This is a genomic window from Pantoea sp. EA-12, assembly GCF_030053355.1.
Classification (GTDB): Bacteria; Pseudomonadota; Gammaproteobacteria; order Enterobacterales; family Enterobacteriaceae; genus Pantoea; species Pantoea vagans_C.
The window spans coordinates 124,812-141,990 of the sequence record NZ_JASGBY010000012.1 but is presented as its reverse complement, the minus strand read 5'-3'; the positions used below and the strand labels follow the sequence as shown (position 1 = coordinate 141,990).

The window sequence follows — 17,179 nt, the reverse complement described above, 5'->3', positions numbered from 1 at the left end:
GCGCAATTCATTGCGCGATGAATCGCACCGCTACCTGTCGGCGCTCGCTAATTATGGGATTAATTGTCATGACCTACGAAGACCTCTACCGTCGCATTGCGCAGATTGTTTTCAGCTGCGGGCCACAAGGCGCGCGCGAACTGATCGTAAAAGCAGAATTGTTTGCCGATGACGAAGGCGGTGAATACCAGTTCGATTATCTGGATGAGAACGGTGAGCCGGACTGGTTTGAACCCGATGCGCAGGCGATTGGCGATCTCACTGAAGCGCTGAAAGCTTTCCAGCACTACTTTGTTGAACATGAGATGACAGAAGGCAAACCGGTGTGGAACAAGTGCATCGTGGTGATTAATGTGCCGGAAGAGTCAATCAGTATCGACGTACAGTATGAGTGATGTTCCGCGGCATCCTTGCCCGGAACATTCAGACGTTACGAGCGTAGCGCCACCATCTCCTCGTGCTTACGTGCGGCCCGTTTGCGATGCACAATTCGGCTGGTGATCAACACGGCGAGCGTCAACAAGCCGGTGGCAATGATTTCAGAGCGGTGCTGTGGGTTGAACAGCATCGATATCAGTACCCCGACGATAAACACCATGGTTGCCCAGGTTAAGCCCGGGAACAGCCACATGCGATAGCTCAGCGTTTCCCCGCGCGCCTCACGCTTCTTACGCAGCACCAGATGAGAGGCGGCAATCACCAGATAGACCAACAGGGCAATGGCACCTGAGCTCGCCAGTAAGAACTCAAATACCGCTGCTGGAGCCAGATAATTGGCAATCACCGTCAAAAAAGCAGCGGCGGTGGACGCTATCACCGCGACCCATGGCGTACCACTGCGCGTGGTACGTGAGGCCGCAGCAGGCGCATCTTCACGGCGTGACAGGGAATAGAGCATGCGTGAAGCGGTATAAAGCGCAGAGTTGAGGCAGCTACACACCGCGATCAGGACCACGACATCGACAATTTGACGTGCGTAAGGAATGTTCATCATCTCCATGGCAGTCTGATAGGAGCCCGCTTTCATCAGTGATGGCGTGTTCCACGGCACCAGGGCGATGACGATGAAGATCGACAGCAGATAGAACAGCGCAATACGCCAGATAACCGAGTTGGTGGCTTGCGTGATCTGTTTCTTCGGCTCGCGTGATTCTGCGGCAGCAATGGTGACAATCTCGGTGCCCATAAATGAGAACATGGTGGTCAGAATCGCGGCCAGTACGGCGCTGATACCGTTCGGCATAAAGCCGTGGGTATCATAAAGGTGAGAGATACCACTGGTGCTGCTGCCCGGCATCAAACCGAATACCGCCAGACTGCCTACAACCAGGAAGGCGACTATCGCCACCACTTTGAGCAACGCAAACCAGAATTCGAACTCGCCGTAATTCTTCACGCTGAACAGGTTGCTGACGGTAAGGAATGTGGTGATGGCCAGCGTGTACTCCCACACTGCGACCTGCGGGAACCAGCCGTGCAGAATGGTGCCTGCGGCGTTTGCCTCTAACGGGATCACTAATACCCAGAACCACCAGTAGAGCCAGCCGATGGTAAAACCGGCCCAGCGACCCAGGGATTTATCCGCGTAAGTTGAAAAAGAGCCGGAATCCGGTGAGGCGACAGCCATCTCGGCCAGCATGCGCATAATGAGCACCACCAGCGTACCGGCGGCAATATAGGCCAGCAGGACAGCGGGGCCCGCTTCGGCAATCGCGTGACCTGAACCGACAAACAGCCCGGCACCAATCACGCCGGCAATCGATAACATTCTTACATGACGCGGCTTAAGCCCTTGCGCCAGCGCATCGGCATTCTGTGAACTCATTGTTATTCTCCAGATCGTCTTTCGGGCTGTTTATCGCACAGCCTGGCTGCAGCAGGTGAGAAGCCCAGCCCGCAGCATGCAGGCTGGGAAAACGGAGGAAAAGCTATGAATCCTGATGCTGGCTTAGTACGCCGCTGAGAATTTCCAGCGCCTGGCTAAACTGTGCATCCGGGATAGTCAGCGGATAGAGGAAGCGGATTACGTTGCCCTGTGGGCCGCAGGTTAACAGCAGTAAACCGCGTGCCATTGCCTGCAGCTGGATGGCTTGTGCGGTTTGCGCTTCAGCAAACTCCACGGCCACCATTGAACCTAGTGCACGAATGTCCGTAATGGCGGAGCAGCGAGAGCGGACCTGCTGGAGGAAATCATTCAACTGTGCGCCCAATTGGGCAGAACGCTCACACAGCTGCTCTTCAGCGATCACATCCAGCACCGCATGCGCTGCGGCAATGGCTAACGGGTTACCCGCGTAAGTGCCACCCAGTCCACCTGGGCCTGGTGCATCCATGATCTCAGCGCGGCCACTCACCGCTGACAGCGGCATGCCGCCTGCCAGGCTTTTCGCCATGGTGATCAGGTCGGGTTTAACGGTGTAGTGATCCATCGCAAACAGCTTGCCGGTACGACCAAAGCCGGTCTGCACTTCGTCGGCAATTAGCAGAATGCCGTGATCATCAGCCAGCTGGCGCAGGCGCTCCATAAAGGCAGGAGGCGCGATATGGAAACCGCCTTCACCCTGCACGGGTTCCAGCACAATCGCCGCGACATCCTGTGGGGCGACATCCTGAGTGAAGATATCGTGCAGGCTGGCCAGCGCATCATCCACGCTGATGCCGGTGACGCTATTGGGATAGCGCGCATGCCAGACCGATGCAGGCATCGGGCCAAAGTCACGCTTATAGGGAGCCACTTTGCCGGTCATCGCCATGGTCATAAAGGTGCGGCCGTGGAAGGCGTTGCCGAAGGTGATGATGCCGTGACGGCGAGTGGCGGCGCGGGCGACTTTCACCGCATTTTCTACCGCTTCTGCACCGGTAGAGAAGAAGGCGGTTTTGGCTTTACCTGCAATGGGCACCACGCTGTTGATGCGTTCTGCCAGCGCAACGTAGCTTTCATAAGGCGTCACCTGGAACGCCGTATGGGTGAATTTTTCTAACTGTTCAGCAATCGCTTTTACGATGCGCGGATGACGATGACCGGTATTCAGCACCGCGATACCGCCCGCGAAATCAATCCAGCTGTTACCCTCAACGTCACGCAACGTGGCGTTTTCTGCCTGCTCAACATACCACTGACACAGGTTGCCGGTACCGCGTGGCAGGGCATCATCTTTGCGTTGTTGCAGCTGGCTGTTTTTACCTTCCATAACCTTTCCTTAGCGATAAGCGTCTTTACAAATCACGACAAACACGCTTATTTATCCCTGCGCTAAGGTTTGTTGCCAGAGCCACTTTTAGAGAAAAGGATAGAGCCAATTGCGAAGTTTATACGCCGATCATGTATTGGAACGTTTGCAATTTTTGCCGGAGGGAACGCTGCAACAGCGTCTGCTGGTGTGCATGCAAGCGGCGATTGCTGAAGGGATTTTTCCACGGTCTAGCCGATTACCCGCGACACGTGATTTGGCGCGCGAATTGTCGGTGTCGCGTAACACGGTACTCACCGTTTATGAAAATTTGATGTCGCAGGGTTACGTCACCGCGCGCACCGGCAGCGGTACCTGGATTGCCGAAACCTTACCCGAAGGCTGCCTGAACAGCCCACGTAGCGTGGAGCTGAATTTACCCTCGACAGCTAAAACGGCAGCGATTTCTAAGCGCGGCGCATCGTTACTCGGCCATGCCAATGCTTCCCCTTATCAGTGGGGCGCCTTCGTGCCAGGCGCGCCTGACGTTACCCAGTTTCCGCATAAGCTGTTTAGTCAGATTCAGGCACGACTGAACCGGGAACCGGACGTTGATCGCCTGATCTACAGCAGCAACGGCGGTTGCCCGCAACTTCGCCAGGCGCTGGCGGAATACCTGAGCGTGGCGCGTTCCGTGCACGCGGATGCCGATCAGATCATCATTACCGAAGGCGTGCATCAGGCGGTGGATCTGGTGACACGAGTGTTGTGCGATCCCGGCGATCCGGTATGGATTGAGGAACCAGGCTATTGGGGAACGCGCAATCTGATGCGCATTAACGGATTGAAGATCCAGGCCAAACCCGTTGACGATCAGGGCATTATTCCCGAATTGCCGCCGCGCGCTCGTGCGCCTAAGATGATTTTCGTGACACCGTCACATCAATATCCACTCGGCGTCCACCTCAGCCTTGAACGTCGCAAACAATTGTTGGATTTGGCCCGCAAACACAAAACCTGGCTGGTGGAGGATGACTATGACAGTGAGTTTCGCTTTGCCGGTCAGCCTTTCCCCTCACTGCAAGGATTTGAACCGGATGCGCCAGTGATTTATATGGGCACATTCAGTAAAACCCTCTATCCGGCGTTACGTCTGGGCTATTTGGTGGTGCCAAAAGCGCTGGCGCAACCCTTGCGCGTGGCGGCGGCGGAACTCTACCGAGGTGGGCATCTGCTGGTGCAGCGCGCCCTGGCGGAGTTCATCCAGAAAGGGCACTACATGGCGCACATTCGCCGGATGCGCAAGCTCTACAGTCAGCGACGTCGGTTTTTAACCAGCTTGATCGAACGCTATCTCGGTGCGGATTTTATGCCGCGCGTGAACCATGAGGCGGGGTTGCATCTGGTGATTAACCTTCCAGTGGGATGTGATGATGTGGCTATCGCGGCCATGGCGCTGCGGCGCGGTGTTAAAGTGCGGCCGCTCTCGCAATACTATATGCATCCTCAGGAACGGCGTGGGCTGCTGTTGGGGTATGCCTGCGTGGATGAACGGCAGTGTCAGGATGCATTTGGGGTGCTAAAAGCGTGCCTGGTGGAGAGCGGAATTGTCGGGCGTGTCGGCGGTTCGAGCTAGTGTTTCTGGGCGGCCCTAAGGGCCGCACCCAATAAATTTAAGCAATGCTGTTTAAACGCTGCACCACCTCGGGTGACAGCACTAACTCACCGCTCGCCAGATTCTGTTTAAGGTGCTCCGGTGAAGAGGTGCCAGGAATGAGCAGAATGTTGGGTGAGCGCTGTAACAGCCAGGCCAGTGCCACTTGTAAGGTGGTGGCATGCAGCGCTTGAGCAACCTCGGTCAACTGCTCGGATTGCAGCGGTGAGAAGCCGCCCAACGGGAAGAAGGGCACGTAGGGGATTCCCTGGGCGGCCAGTTGATCAACCAGCGCCTCATCCTGACGATTTGCCAGATTGTAGAGGTTTTGCACGCAGGCGATTGGCGTCATTTTCTGCGCATCCGAGACCTGTTTTGCCGTCACATTGCTCAGCCCGATGTGTTTAACCAACCCGCGCTCTTTCAGTTTGATCATTGCTTCCACCTGCGGTTCCAGGGAACCTTCTGCCGGGGCGTGCACATCCAGCATGGAACGCAAGTTCACGACTTCCATTACCTCCAGACCGAGGTTGCGCAGATTATCTTCCACCGCCTGAGTCAGATCTTCCGGGGAGAACGCCGGTAACCAGCCGCCTTTGCTGTCACGACGGGCACCCACTTTGGTGACAATCACCAAATCCTCGTGATAAGGATGCAGCGATTGTTTGATCAGTTGATTGGTGACATGCGGGCCATAGAAGTCGCTGGTATCAATATGATTAACGCCCGCTGCCACCGCATCACGCAGCACCTGCAATGCGCGTTGTTCATCTGCCGGCGGGCCAAACACCCCCGGCCCAGCCAGTTGCATCGCGCCGTAGCCCAGGCGTTTTACCTGACGATCACCCAGCGTATAAGTATTTACGTTGTGAGACATGGAAACCTCCTTCGTCGATGTGTGTTCAGATTGTAATCGCCGATGCGCTGTGCAACTATCCGGATAATTCAGGACACAGTGTACGGATTGGCGAACAATGGCGTTAGATATTGCACTGCTGCACGCCGTGGTGGCGGTGGCAAAAGCGGGTGGCTTCCGAGAAGCGGCGCGCATGACCGGCAGTAATCCCTCCCGTTTAAGTGATGCGGTAAGACGCGCGGAGGAGCAGTTGGGCGTACGTTTGTTCAACCGCACCACGCGCACCGTGGCGCTCACCGAAGCGGGCAGAGCATTGATGTCACGCTTAATGCCCGCCATGAACGAAGTGGATGCGGCACTGGACGCATTGAATAATTTTCGCAACACGCCGGGTGGAACCTTGCGGCTCAATGTGCCCGTTAGCGCAGCGAGATTGGTTTTGCCCACTATCGTGCCCGGCTTTCTGGCGCGTTACCCCGATATCCAGCTGGAAGTGGTGGCGGAAAGTAACGTACAGGATATCTTCCGTGAGGGTTGTGATGCGGGTATCCGTTATGACGATCACCTGGAGCAGGATATGGTGGCACTGCCGATTGGTCCGCGCCTGCAACGCTTTGCTGCCGCGGCGGCTCCTGCTTATCTGGCCGCTAACGGTACGCCGCAGCATCCGCGCGATTTGATGCAACATCGGTGCTTATATGGGCGCTATGCCACGGGCGTGATAGCCGACTGGGAGTTTGAAAACGGCGAAGAAGTGGTGCGTTTGCAGCCGAAGGGCCCTTTGATTTGCAGTGTCGGTGCCGCCATGGATCTCACCGTGTCTGCTGCCGTGGCGGGGGCGGGCGTGGTCTACTTGTTCGAAGACTGGATTAAACCAGCGCTAAATGATGGCAGCTTACAGCCGATTTTAACCGACTGGTGGCAGAGTTTTTCTGGCTTATGGCTCTACTACAACGATCGTCGATTGATCCCCGCGCCGTTGCAGGCTTTTCTCGATTATGTGCGGGAAATTAACGCCATCTCAGCGTTTCTCCGTCGCCAGCGCCTTGAGCACGTTTAACCATGGGGTTTTGTTGTCAAGCAGCTGGCAGCTAAGATGTTCGATGGTCATATGCTGGTCCATCGCCGCGCGGCGCAGCAGATTGTAGGCATCGTCTTCGCCAAGCTGCAGCTCGTTCATCACCAAAATCTGCGCGGAGAACAGGTGTTTTCGTGCGCGCAGACGCTCTTCCTGACGCTTTAATTGCGTTTCCAACTGACTGATACGCGCGGCACTGTCCAGCGCCAGTGTAAAGGCGGTCATCACGCCGTCAAAGCGCACCGGTTTGCGCATATAACTGTCGATGCGCTGCTCGGTGATCCACTGCAGGCGCGAGGGGGTTTCCATGGCCGTCAGCGCTATTTTGGGCAAGGCGGGCCAGGGCAGTTTATGGGTAGGGTGAAACAACGCCGGATTATCGCCATCGAAAACCAGCAGTTGCTGCTCGACGAGTTGTGTTTCGCTGGGAAATATCGAAAAGAATGCGCCGACAATCCCCATGCGGGTAAACTGCTGCGCCAGATGCTGATTATCGCGATCTGAGCAACCAATGACGCCCACCTTGAGGCCGCGCATTTGCACGTTTTTTCGACTCATTAGCTGTCACCTCGTTGGCCCAGATCATCCAGGTCTACCCAAGCCAGCCAAGGGTCGGGTTTGATCGCCTCTGTCGCTTGCCAAAAACTCTCCAGCTTGCCGTTATGACAGCGCGCCAGATGCGGCGTCAACCAGCTGTGGTTGTTATCGGCATCGATACGAATCGATCCGGCAGGGGAATCCATCGCATCCTGCAGCACGGCGCAGCGTACCGCTTCCACCTCGGCATTGCCCTGACGGTGAATAGCGCGTGCCAGCAGATGCCCCGCCAGCCAGGCACTTTGACTGTCCACCGAGGCTGACACGGACTCGCCAAAACGCTGGCGATAGCAGCGCAGAAATTCGCGATTAGCGGGTGTATCTATGGACTGGAACCAACTCGCCGAGACCAGATACCCCTCCAGCGCCTCTGCGCCGATCATTGCCACTTCGGGTTCGCATAATGTCAGGCTAAGTTTCAGTACCTCGTTCATCCAGGGCTGTTGCAGACTGGCTTGATGCCAGGCGCGATAAAAACTGTAGGCGCTTTTGCCCACCATGGTGTTAAGCAACACTTTGGGCCGGCGGGTGATGATATCGGCAATCAGTTCATCAACGTTCTCTTCGCCCAGCGGTAACAGTTTGCTCTCCAGGACGCTCCCGCCAGCAGGGATCACCACTTCGCGTGTGATACGATCCATTTCCCACGACCAGACGTAATTCGAACCCACGTGATACATCTCCACGTCCTGCTGCTGCAACAGCCAGCGCAGCAGGGGCAACACGTGTTGATTCGGCGCTGCGCCGAGATAAATCACACTGTTGCTGCTTTCAAATCCTTCATAGCGGGCAGAATGCCATAGCAGGGCATTCGCGCCCTCGACCAACGGCAGAATGGTTTTACGCGCCGCAGAGGTGTAGCAGCCGATCAGATGGCGCACGCCGTGGCGATATAACAGGTCATGACAGTCCTGGTAATATTTATCCAGCGAGCCGCCGGGATCGCGCACGATGGGCGCGAGGGTGAAGTCGTAAAGCGGATTAGCGTTAATCTCCTCAATAGCCAACAAAATACCGTTGAGCATTTCGCGGCCAATCACCGCGTAATCGCCGGAAACGGAATAGAGGATGCCAACGGGAATGACATGTTTTTGTGCTGACGCTGAGGTTGCCGCCATGATTGCTCCAGATATTCCAGGTAACGTTGGGCGGCTATAAAGCCGCCCTTGTGGTGGCTCAAGCGGGCCTACAAAACTAACGCTTTTACCAGCGCGGTGTAATAGTGGGGTTGACGCATCAACACCAGATCTTTACGTCTTACCACATGATTAGGATAAGCGGTATCTGGCGAGCCGGTGGTGATATCCAGCACCGCTAAACCCTGAGCGCCAAATGCCTTGATCTCCGTACGAGGGAAAGCAAAGGTATCTGGGCCAAACACGCCGCTGAGACCGAAACTCTCTCCCTGAGCAGGAGGCCAGTTGGCAAAGGCCAGCCACACGTTATTCTCTCCTGCACGAACGCGCGGCAACAGCCAGTGATAAGGATCGGCTCCGCGAGGGATCGGCCAGGCATGGGGAATCGCCGTGCCCGCGTGTGCCATTGGCGTTGGTGTGTTGATCTGTGCGGGACAGGCGATGATATCGCAGCCTTCCAGCGCCAGGATACGCGCAGCTTCCGGTACCAGCAAATCTTCTCCAATAAGAATACCGACACGGCCACAGGGTAGATCGCAGGTCACCCACTGATTACCCGCACTGGCCCATTGCTGGTCTGCTTCACTTAGATGGATCTGACGATAATGCGCACATACGCCTGCACTACTCACCAATAGCGCGCTGTTATAAAAGTGATTATCGTCCCGTTCGACCAGGCCCGTCAGCAAGGCGATATCCAGCTCGATAGCGAGTTTAATCAACTGCTGAACGGGCGCATCGTTCAGGGTCAGCGCATTGCTCTGACCTTCACCGCCGCTCAACGCGCGCTCCGGTAGCACCAGCAATTCCGCTCCACGAGATTTTGCCTGTTCTGCCCAATGGCGAATCAATTGCAGATTTGCTGTGACGTCATTTTCGGGTCTGAACTGCGCGACAGCCACCCGGGAATCTTTGGCTGCAGGTAACGGATCGCGTCCGTACAGGCCAAAGAAATCCTGAGGATTCCACATAAAGGTTTGTGTCATCAGCCGTTGATATAGCTCCGGACGACGCTTCTGTAGCGTCTTGTTCACGCTGGGCACGTTAAGTTCTGCGCAGAGTACCTGATCGCCACTGTCACCACTCGCCAGTAAGCCGCCATCACTGTCTACAATGCAGCTGCCGCCGCTAAATTGCACACCACGCTCCCAACCCCAGCGGTTGCTCTCGATCAGCGCACAGCCATTCTCCCAGCCGCGCGTCAGCCAGTAAGGGGCGGGAGTGCGTTCGGCCAACCAGTTACTGATATGGCAGATAATGTGTGCACCACCCAACGCCGCGAGGCGAGCGGTTTCGATAAAGTGGATATCCATGCAAATCAACAATGCAATATTGCCGATTTCGGTGTGAAACACCTGATGGCCCACATCACCATTGGCGGCCCATTTCGGTTCGGAAATGTAAGGGTGTGTCTTCCGATGCACCCCAATTAATCCTTGTGGGCCAACCAGCACTGCGCTGTTGTAGTAAATATTTGTGACGGCGTCACGTTCTGGCATGCCAAATACCAGATAGCAGTGATATTCGCGGGCAATGGCTGCAAAGGCCTGGCTGGTGGGGCCATCGGCAGTTTCTACAAAGGGGGCGACTTCGTCACGGTCTTGCCAGCAATAGCCGGTAGTGGCCATTTCAGGCATCACGATCAAACGTGCGCCGTCACGGGCTGCCTCGGTAGCTAATTGCAGCAAACGCGCCACGTTTTCATCTTTGCGAAATTGAGTCGGTTCAAATTGAATCGTTGCGACTTTAACACTCATTATTTAGCCTCCTTGCTCAGTGCGGGGGTCAATACCGGCTTGGGCCCTTGATAGGCATCGGATGGTTTCCATGCGGTGGGCATATCTTCTGGGAAGGTCTTGAAGTAGTAACGACCGCGTGTCGCGACGCTAATGGCAACGTGCAGTACCGGGCCAACCAGCATGGCGATAAAGGAGGCATAAACCATTGGATACATGCCAAGCACGCCGGCAGCGCCGATGGCCACCGCAACGCAGAGCGCAATCACGCCGCTCGGGTTCCACATGCGCAGATACTCTTTGCGGAACTCGACAAAGTCTGACGGTGCCAGATGCAGTACCTTACGGCAGACATAGTAATCCGCGAGGATGATGAATACCCATGTGTTGGTGAGAATACCGGTAATCGACAAGAAGGTGCCGGTGTACTGCAGAATATTACAGACGTAGAACACCACGCCGAGTAACCAGACCAGCAACATCCACCATTGACGGCCAGGACGATAGTTCAACGCCATATCCATGGTGTTCGACAGGGCAATGGAGCCAGAGTAAAGGTTGAGTACGTTGATGCGAATCTGGGTGATCACCGCGAACAGCACGCCGGTTAATCCAATGATCAATGGGAATACAAATCCGGGATCCAGCGCCAGTGACCAGACGTCTTGTCCCTGAATGTGCGGCATCAGCGTATAGGCCATAAACGCGCCAAACAGCATCACCGCCACAATCGGAATCAACATGCCCAGCATAATGGTTGCCGTACCCTTGTGGCTGATACCCGGACGGGCGAAGCGGCCATAATCGGTTGCCATCAAACCCTGGAACACGATCTGTCCATTTGCCATGTTCATGACTAACCAGATTGCATTGCTGTCAACTTCGCCTTTAGGCTGCCAGCCGCCAAAGCCCACTGAAGGGTAGTGATGCGTAAGCTGCCAGATGCAGAAGCCAAACAGCAAGATGAAAATTGGTACCCCCCAGGTTTGCAGGAATTGCATCGAGGACATGCCTTTCCATACAAACCAGATAGCAGCCAGCCCCATCAAGGCAAAAATTGCGATACCGGTTATTGAGTTGACCGGCACGCCTGCATAGTTGGCAATGGCATGGGAAACAATGGTGCCTTCAAACAGGAAGTAAAAAATAAAGTTAACGGCGTAGATCAGTGAGGTGAAAGCTGAGCCCATGTAACCAAATCCGAGTCCACGCGTCATTAGATTCAGTGACAATCCTTCCTTGCTCGCCATTTTCATGATGCAGGAGCCAATCAGGGTGGCGAACACCACCATATAGCCGATAGGCAGCAGCAGGAGCGGCCAGCCGACCTGATAACTCATATCCGCACCGAGGCTAAACCAGAACATGGCGGTTGAGTTGCCCAGCAGCACTAAAATGATTGCTGGAATCGGCCAGCGATAGTGTGACGGCACTCGGCCGACGGCGTAATCTTCCACCGCTTCCGCTTCGGTGATGTCTTGTGGTCCCTGAAACCACGTTTTTAACTTGCTCATAGCGTTACTCCAAAAAAAAGCCCCGCCGACAGCATTGCCGGTGGGGCTTCTTCGCCTGAAATCGATGTATTGGAGTGGCACTCAGCCACAAACCGCTTACCAGACTACGGCGCCTGTTCCTGACCAGCAGGATGCGGTAAACAGATTGAAGCAATTGGCGTGCCAGAGTTAATAAAGTGGAGGACTGTTTGTCGCAGTTAAGCGCAAAGGCATCGTGAGCGGGCTCGTAGGGTGCGCATTTATGCACACTGGCACCAAAACAGTGCAGTCCGCACTGTGATTGCACGCATGCAAAGTTTTATTTGAGGCAATAAAAAAGCCGATAACCGTTGCCAGTTATCGGCTTTATCGCGTTAAGCGAGATTACGCGTTCAGCAACTGATTCGCGGTTTTCTCAACCAGCGCCAGCAGGACTTTGATATCTTCCAGCGTTACCGTTGGGTTCAGCAGCGTCAACTTCAGGCAGGTGACGCCCTGGTTTTCGGTTACGCCAACGTTAGCGCGACCAGAATCCAGCAGCGCATCTCCGATGCGTTGGTTGAACAGGGCAATCTGCGCGATATCGGTCAGTTGCTCTGGACGGTAACGGAACAGCACGCTAGCCAGCTGCGGCTGCATAACCAGCTCAAGGCGTGGTTCTGAAGCGACAAATTTAGCCACTTCCTGCGCCAGGGTTACACCGTGATCGATGATCGCGGCGTACTGTTTCTGACCCAATGCTTCGAGACCCATCCACAGTTTCAGCGCATCGAAACGACGCGTGGTCTGCAGAGATTTCGATACCAGGTTAGGTACGCCGGCTTCTTCGTCGAACTCAGAGTTCAGATAAGCCGCCTGATAACGCATCAGCTCATAGTGACGCTCGTCTTTCAGCAGGAATGCACCACAGCTGATGGTCTGGAAGTACTGTTTGTGGAAGTCCAGGGTGACTGAATCCACCAGTTCCAGGCCGTCCAGGTAATCACGATACTTCTCAGAAAGCAGCAGTGCGCCGCCCCATGCCGCGTCTACGTGTACCCAGATATTGCGCTCAGCAGCAATACCGGCGATTTCACGCAGTGGATCGATGGCACCCGCATCCGTGGTACCCGCGGTGGCGACGATAGCCAGAATCTGCTCACCGTTCGCTTCCGCCTGCGCCAGCTTGGCTTTCAGATCAGCCACATCCATACGGGCGAATTCATCAGATTTCACCTGTACAACGGACTGATAACCGTGGCCAAGCAGAGCCATGTTCTTCTGCACGGAGAAGTGTGCGTTCTCGGAACACAGCACTTTGATCTTACGCAGATCGCCAGTAATGCCATTCTGCTGAACAGAGTGACCCTGACGCGCATAGAAGGCATCACGCGCCAGCATCAGGCCCATCAGGTTACTCTGGGTGCCACCACTGGTGAACACGCCAGCATCACCGGCTGGATAACCCACCTGCGCACGCAACCATTCGATCAGTTTGACCTCAATGATGGTGGCAGAAGGGCTCTGATCCCAGGAGTCCATACTCTGGTTGGTGGCGTTGATCAGCACTTCTGCCGCCTGGCTAACGACCAGGCTAGGGCAGTGCAGGTGCGCCACACACTGTGGATGGTGCACGGACAGGCTGTCTTTCAGGAAATACTCAATCGCGCGTTCAATCGCGGCCTGGTTACCCAGGCCGTTTGGATTGAAGTCGAGCGTGATACGCTCGCGCAGTTCGGCAACCGTTTTGCCTTGATACATCTCAGGCTGTTGCAGCCACTGCACAACCGCGGCGCTGCTTTGGGCAATCGCCTGCTGGTACGCCTCAATGCTCAGTGCAGAGGCGGCCAGAATCGGGTTTACTTCAGACATGTACTCTTCCAATCAAACAGGTTTGACGCCAGCGCCAATCAGCGCCTGCTCAAATTTATCCAGGAAAATCGCCAGCTCTTCGTTGGTGATCAGCAGTGACGGCAGCAGACGCAGTACCGCACCGTGACGACCGCCACGCTCCAGAATCAGACCTGCTTCGAAACATTTCTTCTGCAGCAAGGCAGAAAGCTCGCCATCTGCTGGCAGGCTGCCCATATGATCAGCCGCTTCGTTTGGTTTCACGATCTCGATACCGATCATCATTCCCAAGCCGCGGATGTGGCCAATTACCGGGAAGCGTTTCTGCATCTCAGCCAGCTGCGCCTTCAGCCATTCGCCTTGCTCAGCCACTTTACCGGCGATGTTCTGCTCGGTCAGGACTTTCAGCGTTGCCAGACCGGTAGCCATCGCCAGCTGGTTGCCGCGGAAGGTGCCGGTGTGGTGGCCAGGTGACCAGGCATCGAACTGCTTTTTGATACCCAGAACTGCCAGTGGCAGACCGCCGCCCACAGCTTTTGACATCACGATGATGTCTGGCTCAATGCCAGCGTGTTCGAAGGCGAAGAATTTACCGGTACGGGCAAAGCCAGCCTGAACTTCGTCCAGGATCAGCAGAATGCCATGTTCCTGAGTCACTTTACGGATGCGCTGCAGCCACTCGACCGGAGCCGGGTTCACGCCGCCTTCACCCTGAACCGCTTCCAGGATAACAGCAGCAGGCTTGCGTACGCCGCTTTCAACGTCGTTGATCAGGTTTTCGAAGTAGTAGGTCAGCGCTTTAACGCCAGCTTCACCACCAAGACCCAGCGGGCAACGATACAGATGCGGGTAAGGCATGAATTGCACTTCTGGCATCATGCCGTTAACTGCTTCTTTCGGCGAGAGGTTGCCGGTGACAGCCAATGCACCATGAGTCATACCATGGTAACCGCCAGAGAAGCTGATCACGCCGCTACGGCCGGTGACTTTTTTCGCCAGCTTCAGCGCGGCTTCAACCGCATCCGCACCGGAAGGGCCGGTGAACTGCAGGCAATACTCTTTACCCTGACCAGGCAGCAGCGAGAGCAGTGACTCAGAGAATTGATCTTTCAGAGGTGTCGTCAGATCAAGAGTATGTAACGGCAAGCCGCTGGTAATGACATTTTGGATGCTCTGCAGAACATCAGGATGGTTGTGACCAAGTGCCAGCGTCCCTGCGCCAGCCAGACAGTCAAGATATTGTTTATTCTCAACATCTGTGATCCACACGCCATTGGCTTTAGCGATCGCTAAAGGCAATTTGCGCGGGTAACTCCTGACGTTAGATTCAAACTCAGCCTGACGGGCCAAGAAAGCGTCGTTGTTTCCGTTGAATGCGTTGGCACCAAAATTATCAATACGGACTTTATCCGTCATCATATCTCTCCTTCAACCGGGGCTCACACAGGCTGGCCGGTCGACTAGTTGAACAAAAAAGTATCAGTGGTTGAAAAAACGCGGCCAATATAGAGCCTTTTGACGTACATCACAATGATTAATTTTGTTTAGAATTGTTTATTCTTTTCATATAGGAATCAGGGCGTTGGCCACTAATTGGCCGGCTATTTTAGCGCCAGCCTATGAATGGGTTATTAAATAATCGTGTTAATAAAAAGACTTATACCCGCTAAGGCGATCCAGGGGCCAAATGCAAGGGGCTGATGGAGGTCACGATGCACACAGATTTTGCCGATAAAAATCGCTAAAATTGCCCCGCTACAGGCCAGTAAAAGCATCAACGGTATCAGCGTCCAGCCTAGCCATGCGCCTAAGGCAGCTACCAGTTTTACATCGCCCATTCCCAGGGCGGGAATACCTGTAATCCGTTGATAGGTTGTCGCTATGCACCACAGTGCGCCATAGCCCAAAATGGCACCAACAACGCCGTCGGATAGCGAACCGGGGATCCATTCCACTGCTTTTAATAATAGCCCAAGCCACAGCAAAGGCTGGGTGATCACATCTGGCAACAAAAGATGATCGATGTCGATCAGGGAGAGGGTTAACAGTAGCCAAAACAGCATGAGCGTAGCGGCCAAAGGTCGGTCGATGGGAAGCAGAACAATCATCGTCAGGCAAAAGAGTGCGCTGGCGATTTCGACGCCTGGATAACGTGCGCTGATTGCGCATTGACAGAAACGACAGCGACCCCGCAGCAACAGCCAACTCACCACCGGTAAGATGTCACGACAGCCGAGAACCTGTTTACAGGCGACACAGTGCGAACGTGGACGCCACACACTGATGCTGTGCTCTGGGTTAATTATCTGTGCCGGTAGACGATACACCACTACGTTAATAAAACTGCCCACGCTCAGAGCCACCGCGACAGCAATCAGCCATAACACCCATTCCATTGAACACGCCCTTTATTCCCGATTTATCCGCTCAAACCTACGCCGGGCTGGGCGAGTGCGCGAGCAGCATCGACGTGTTTCAAGCACTTTCATTCGGATTTTCGAGCCTGTTCCCGCCATCAGCTGTACATATTGAAGCGAGTAATGATGTTAATGCGAGAATAGGGCGCGACATGTTCGCGCTGCGGTAAAAAGCCGTGATACTCCAGCAGTGCGCGAAATGCGTGCTGTGCATCGAGTTGTAGGTTGTGGTCGATCAACGCATCGATCCTACCAGCCTGCATCAACGCCCGATTTTCACGATCAAGATCGTGCCCAATAAAGGTCTCGATCTTAATATTGTGCTCGTCGAAAGCCCGTAAAATCCCGGCATTTCCTCCGCCCACGGTGTATACCGCGTTGATATCGGGATGCTGTGTCAAAAAGTCACTAACACAGCTGTACATCTGCTGATCGATGCCAAAACCTCCGGCAACCACCGCGACTTGATGTTGCGGAGCGAACTGCGCCATCCCCGTGACAAATCCATCAATTCGTTCCTGCTCGCCAATAAACGCCTCGCTGCCGGTAATCGCGGCAATGCTCGTCATGTCTGCGCGAAGCCATTTGGACATGAGAAAGGCCGCTGCTTTTCCCGCACTGGCATTGTCCATACCGATATAGCGCAGGCGACTGCTGGCAGGCATATCGGTGACAACAGTCACCACTGGAATACGTTGTTTGCTGAGTTGTTCCAGCGTGGGCAGGAATCGCTCATCGTGGGTGGCTTTAAGGATGATGCCGTGGCTATTTAAGGCGCATTTTTTCAGTAGCGCATCCACTTCCTCAACCGTCATGGTTTCCTGACAATGGAAGCGTAATTGCAGACGAAAGGCACCAAAACTCGAAATTTGGCTGCTAAAGGCTTCACGCACCAACTCACTGAAACGATTAGGGGTATGCATGATGATATCGAAATAGAGCGTCCGTCCCTGGGCCAGGCCGGTTTTGCGCAGCAGGTCGAGGTCGGCCATCGCTTGTTGTATGCGATGTTCTGTTTGCGGGTGAACTTTCCCCCGTTTATGCAAAGCACGATCGATGGTGGCGAGACTTAAACCTGACTGTGCAGCGATCTGTTTTAAGGTAAATTTTGCCATAGGGTTGATGAGGTTTTTATGAGGTGTTTTTGATGTTTTGTTAACGTAATGTAGCTGCTAATTTGTCGGGTAACAACGCACCGCAGCGCGTTTCTGC

14 protein-coding genes are annotated in these 17,179 nt (G+C 54.7%); 3 read left to right on the top strand and 11 right to left on the bottom strand.

Annotation, left to right across the window (positions count from 1 at the left end):
• The first annotated feature begins 68 nt into the window (after positions 1 to 68).
• Entirely contained in the window at positions 69 to 395 is a 327-nt protein-coding gene (locus tag QMZ30_RS18100; protein ID WP_283228444.1) for a hypothetical protein, read from the top strand.
• 35 nt (positions 396 to 430) lie between these two features.
• On the opposite strand, the gene gabP is transcribed toward QMZ30_RS18100, so the two are convergent.
• Both gabP and gabT read right to left on the bottom strand, forming a co-directional pair.
• Entirely contained in the window at positions 431 to 1,831 is a 1,401-nt protein-coding gene (gene gabP / locus QMZ30_RS18095; RefSeq protein WP_283228492.1) for a GABA permease, read from the bottom strand.
• Between the two features lie 97 nt (positions 1,832 to 1,928).
• Positions 1,929 to 3,191: a 4-aminobutyrate--2-oxoglutarate transaminase gene (gene gabT, locus QMZ30_RS18090; protein WP_283228443.1), complete on the bottom strand. Its 1,263-nt coding sequence runs from the start codon at positions 3,189 to 3,191 to the stop codon at positions 1,929 to 1,931.
• A gap of 109 nt (positions 3,192 to 3,300) precedes the next feature.
• Here gabT and pdxR point away from each other — a divergent pair, with 109 nt between their 5' ends.
• Entirely contained in the window at positions 3,301 to 4,806 is a 1,506-nt protein-coding gene (pdxR, locus tag QMZ30_RS18085) for a MocR-like pyridoxine biosynthesis transcription factor PdxR (RefSeq protein WP_283228442.1), read from the top strand.
• A gap of 37 nt (positions 4,807 to 4,843) precedes the next feature.
• Here the strand turns inward: pdxR and QMZ30_RS18080 are convergent, their stop codons facing one another.
• The gene (locus QMZ30_RS18080) at positions 4,844 to 5,701 is read right to left on the bottom strand and encodes an aldo/keto reductase family oxidoreductase (protein WP_283228441.1); all 858 of its coding nucleotides are present in this window, start codon (positions 5,699 to 5,701) and stop codon (positions 4,844 to 4,846) included.
• Positions 5,702 to 5,798: 97 nt separating this feature from the next.
• Here QMZ30_RS18080 and QMZ30_RS18075 point away from each other — a divergent pair, with 97 nt between their 5' ends.
• Positions 5,799 to 6,740, top strand: coding sequence for a LysR substrate-binding domain-containing protein (locus QMZ30_RS18075; RefSeq protein ID WP_283228440.1), 942 nt, complete (start codon positions 5,799 to 5,801; stop codon positions 6,738 to 6,740).
• Here QMZ30_RS18075 and QMZ30_RS18070 read toward each other — a convergent pair.
• From QMZ30_RS18070 to QMZ30_RS18035, 8 genes are all read right to left on the bottom strand, one after another.
• Complete coding sequence (locus tag QMZ30_RS18070) at positions 6,702 to 7,316, bottom strand: ANTAR domain-containing response regulator (protein WP_283228439.1); 615 nt, start codon at positions 7,314 to 7,316, stop codon at positions 6,702 to 6,704. The two genes, QMZ30_RS18075 and QMZ30_RS18070, sit on opposite strands and share 39 nt — an antisense overlap.
• Positions 7,316 to 8,473, bottom strand: a complete 1,158-nt coding sequence (locus QMZ30_RS18065) for a transporter substrate-binding domain-containing protein (RefSeq protein ID WP_283228438.1) — start codon at positions 8,471 to 8,473, stop codon at positions 7,316 to 7,318. Before QMZ30_RS18065 ends, QMZ30_RS18070 begins: the two co-directional genes overlap by 1 nt.
• A 68-nt stretch (positions 8,474 to 8,541) precedes the next feature.
• The gene (locus QMZ30_RS18060; protein WP_283228437.1) at positions 8,542 to 10,248 is read right to left on the bottom strand and encodes a nitrilase-related carbon-nitrogen hydrolase; all 1,707 of its coding nucleotides are present in this window, start codon (positions 10,246 to 10,248) and stop codon (positions 8,542 to 8,544) included.
• Positions 10,248 to 11,741: a purine-cytosine permease family protein gene (locus QMZ30_RS18055; RefSeq protein WP_283228436.1), complete on the bottom strand. Its 1,494-nt coding sequence runs from the start codon at positions 11,739 to 11,741 to the stop codon at positions 10,248 to 10,250. The genes QMZ30_RS18060 and QMZ30_RS18055 overlap by 1 nt, the downstream gene beginning before the upstream one ends.
• Before the next feature lie 363 nt (positions 11,742 to 12,104).
• Positions 12,105 to 13,571, bottom strand: coding sequence for a pyridoxal phosphate-dependent decarboxylase family protein (locus tag QMZ30_RS18050; protein WP_283228435.1), 1,467 nt, complete (start codon positions 13,569 to 13,571; stop codon positions 12,105 to 12,107).
• Between the two features lie 12 nt (positions 13,572 to 13,583).
• Positions 13,584 to 14,966, bottom strand: a complete 1,383-nt coding sequence (locus QMZ30_RS18045) for a diaminobutyrate--2-oxoglutarate transaminase (RefSeq protein WP_034829839.1) — start codon at positions 14,964 to 14,966, stop codon at positions 13,584 to 13,586.
• Between the two features lie 215 nt (positions 14,967 to 15,181).
• A complete protein-coding gene (locus tag QMZ30_RS18040; RefSeq protein ID WP_283228434.1) occupies positions 15,182 to 15,946 on the bottom strand; it encodes a prepilin peptidase in 765 nt (254 codons plus the stop codon).
• A 119-nt stretch (positions 15,947 to 16,065) separates the two neighbouring features.
• Positions 16,066 to 17,082: a LacI family DNA-binding transcriptional regulator gene (locus QMZ30_RS18035; RefSeq protein WP_283228433.1), complete on the bottom strand. Its 1,017-nt coding sequence runs from the start codon at positions 17,080 to 17,082 to the stop codon at positions 16,066 to 16,068.
• Between the last annotated feature and the right edge of the window lie 97 nt (positions 17,083 to 17,179).

What these genes read in the sequence shown, in the direction of transcription:
- QMZ30_RS18040 (WP_283228434.1), bottom strand. Translation starts at nt 15,946, where the DNA reads ATGGAATGGGTGTTATGGCTGATTGCTGTCGCGGTGGCTCTGAGCGTG.
- QMZ30_RS18035 (WP_283228433.1), bottom strand. Translation starts at nt 17,082, where the DNA reads ATGGCAAAATTTACCTTAAAACAGATCGCTGCACAGTCAGGTTTAAGT.
- QMZ30_RS18060 (WP_283228437.1), bottom strand. Translation starts at nt 10,248, where the DNA reads ATGAGTGTTAAAGTCGCAACGATTCAATTTGAACCGACTCAATTTCGC.
- QMZ30_RS18100 (WP_283228444.1), top strand. Translation starts at nt 69, where the DNA reads ATGACCTACGAAGACCTCTACCGTCGCATTGCGCAGATTGTTTTCAGC.
- QMZ30_RS18045 (WP_034829839.1), bottom strand. Translation starts at nt 14,966, where the DNA reads ATGACGGATAAAGTCCGTATTGATAATTTTGGTGCCAACGCATTCAAC.
- QMZ30_RS18070 (WP_283228439.1), bottom strand. Translation starts at nt 7,316, where the DNA reads ATGAGTCGAAAAAACGTGCAAATGCGCGGCCTCAAGGTGGGCGTCATT.
- QMZ30_RS18050 (WP_283228435.1), bottom strand. Translation starts at nt 13,571, where the DNA reads ATGTCTGAAGTAAACCCGATTCTGGCCGCCTCTGCACTGAGCATTGAG.
- QMZ30_RS18065 (WP_283228438.1), bottom strand. Translation starts at nt 8,473, where the DNA reads ATGGCGGCAACCTCAGCGTCAGCACAAAAACATGTCATTCCCGTTGGC.
- QMZ30_RS18075 (WP_283228440.1), top strand. Translation starts at nt 5,799, where the DNA reads ATGGCGTTAGATATTGCACTGCTGCACGCCGTGGTGGCGGTGGCAAAA.
- gabT (WP_283228443.1), bottom strand. Translation starts at nt 3,191, where the DNA reads ATGGAAGGTAAAAACAGCCAGCTGCAACAACGCAAAGATGATGCCCTG.
- QMZ30_RS18080 (WP_283228441.1), bottom strand. Translation starts at nt 5,701, where the DNA reads ATGTCTCACAACGTAAATACTTATACGCTGGGTGATCGTCAGGTAAAA.
- QMZ30_RS18055 (WP_283228436.1), bottom strand. Translation starts at nt 11,741, where the DNA reads ATGAGCAAGTTAAAAACGTGGTTTCAGGGACCACAAGACATCACCGAA.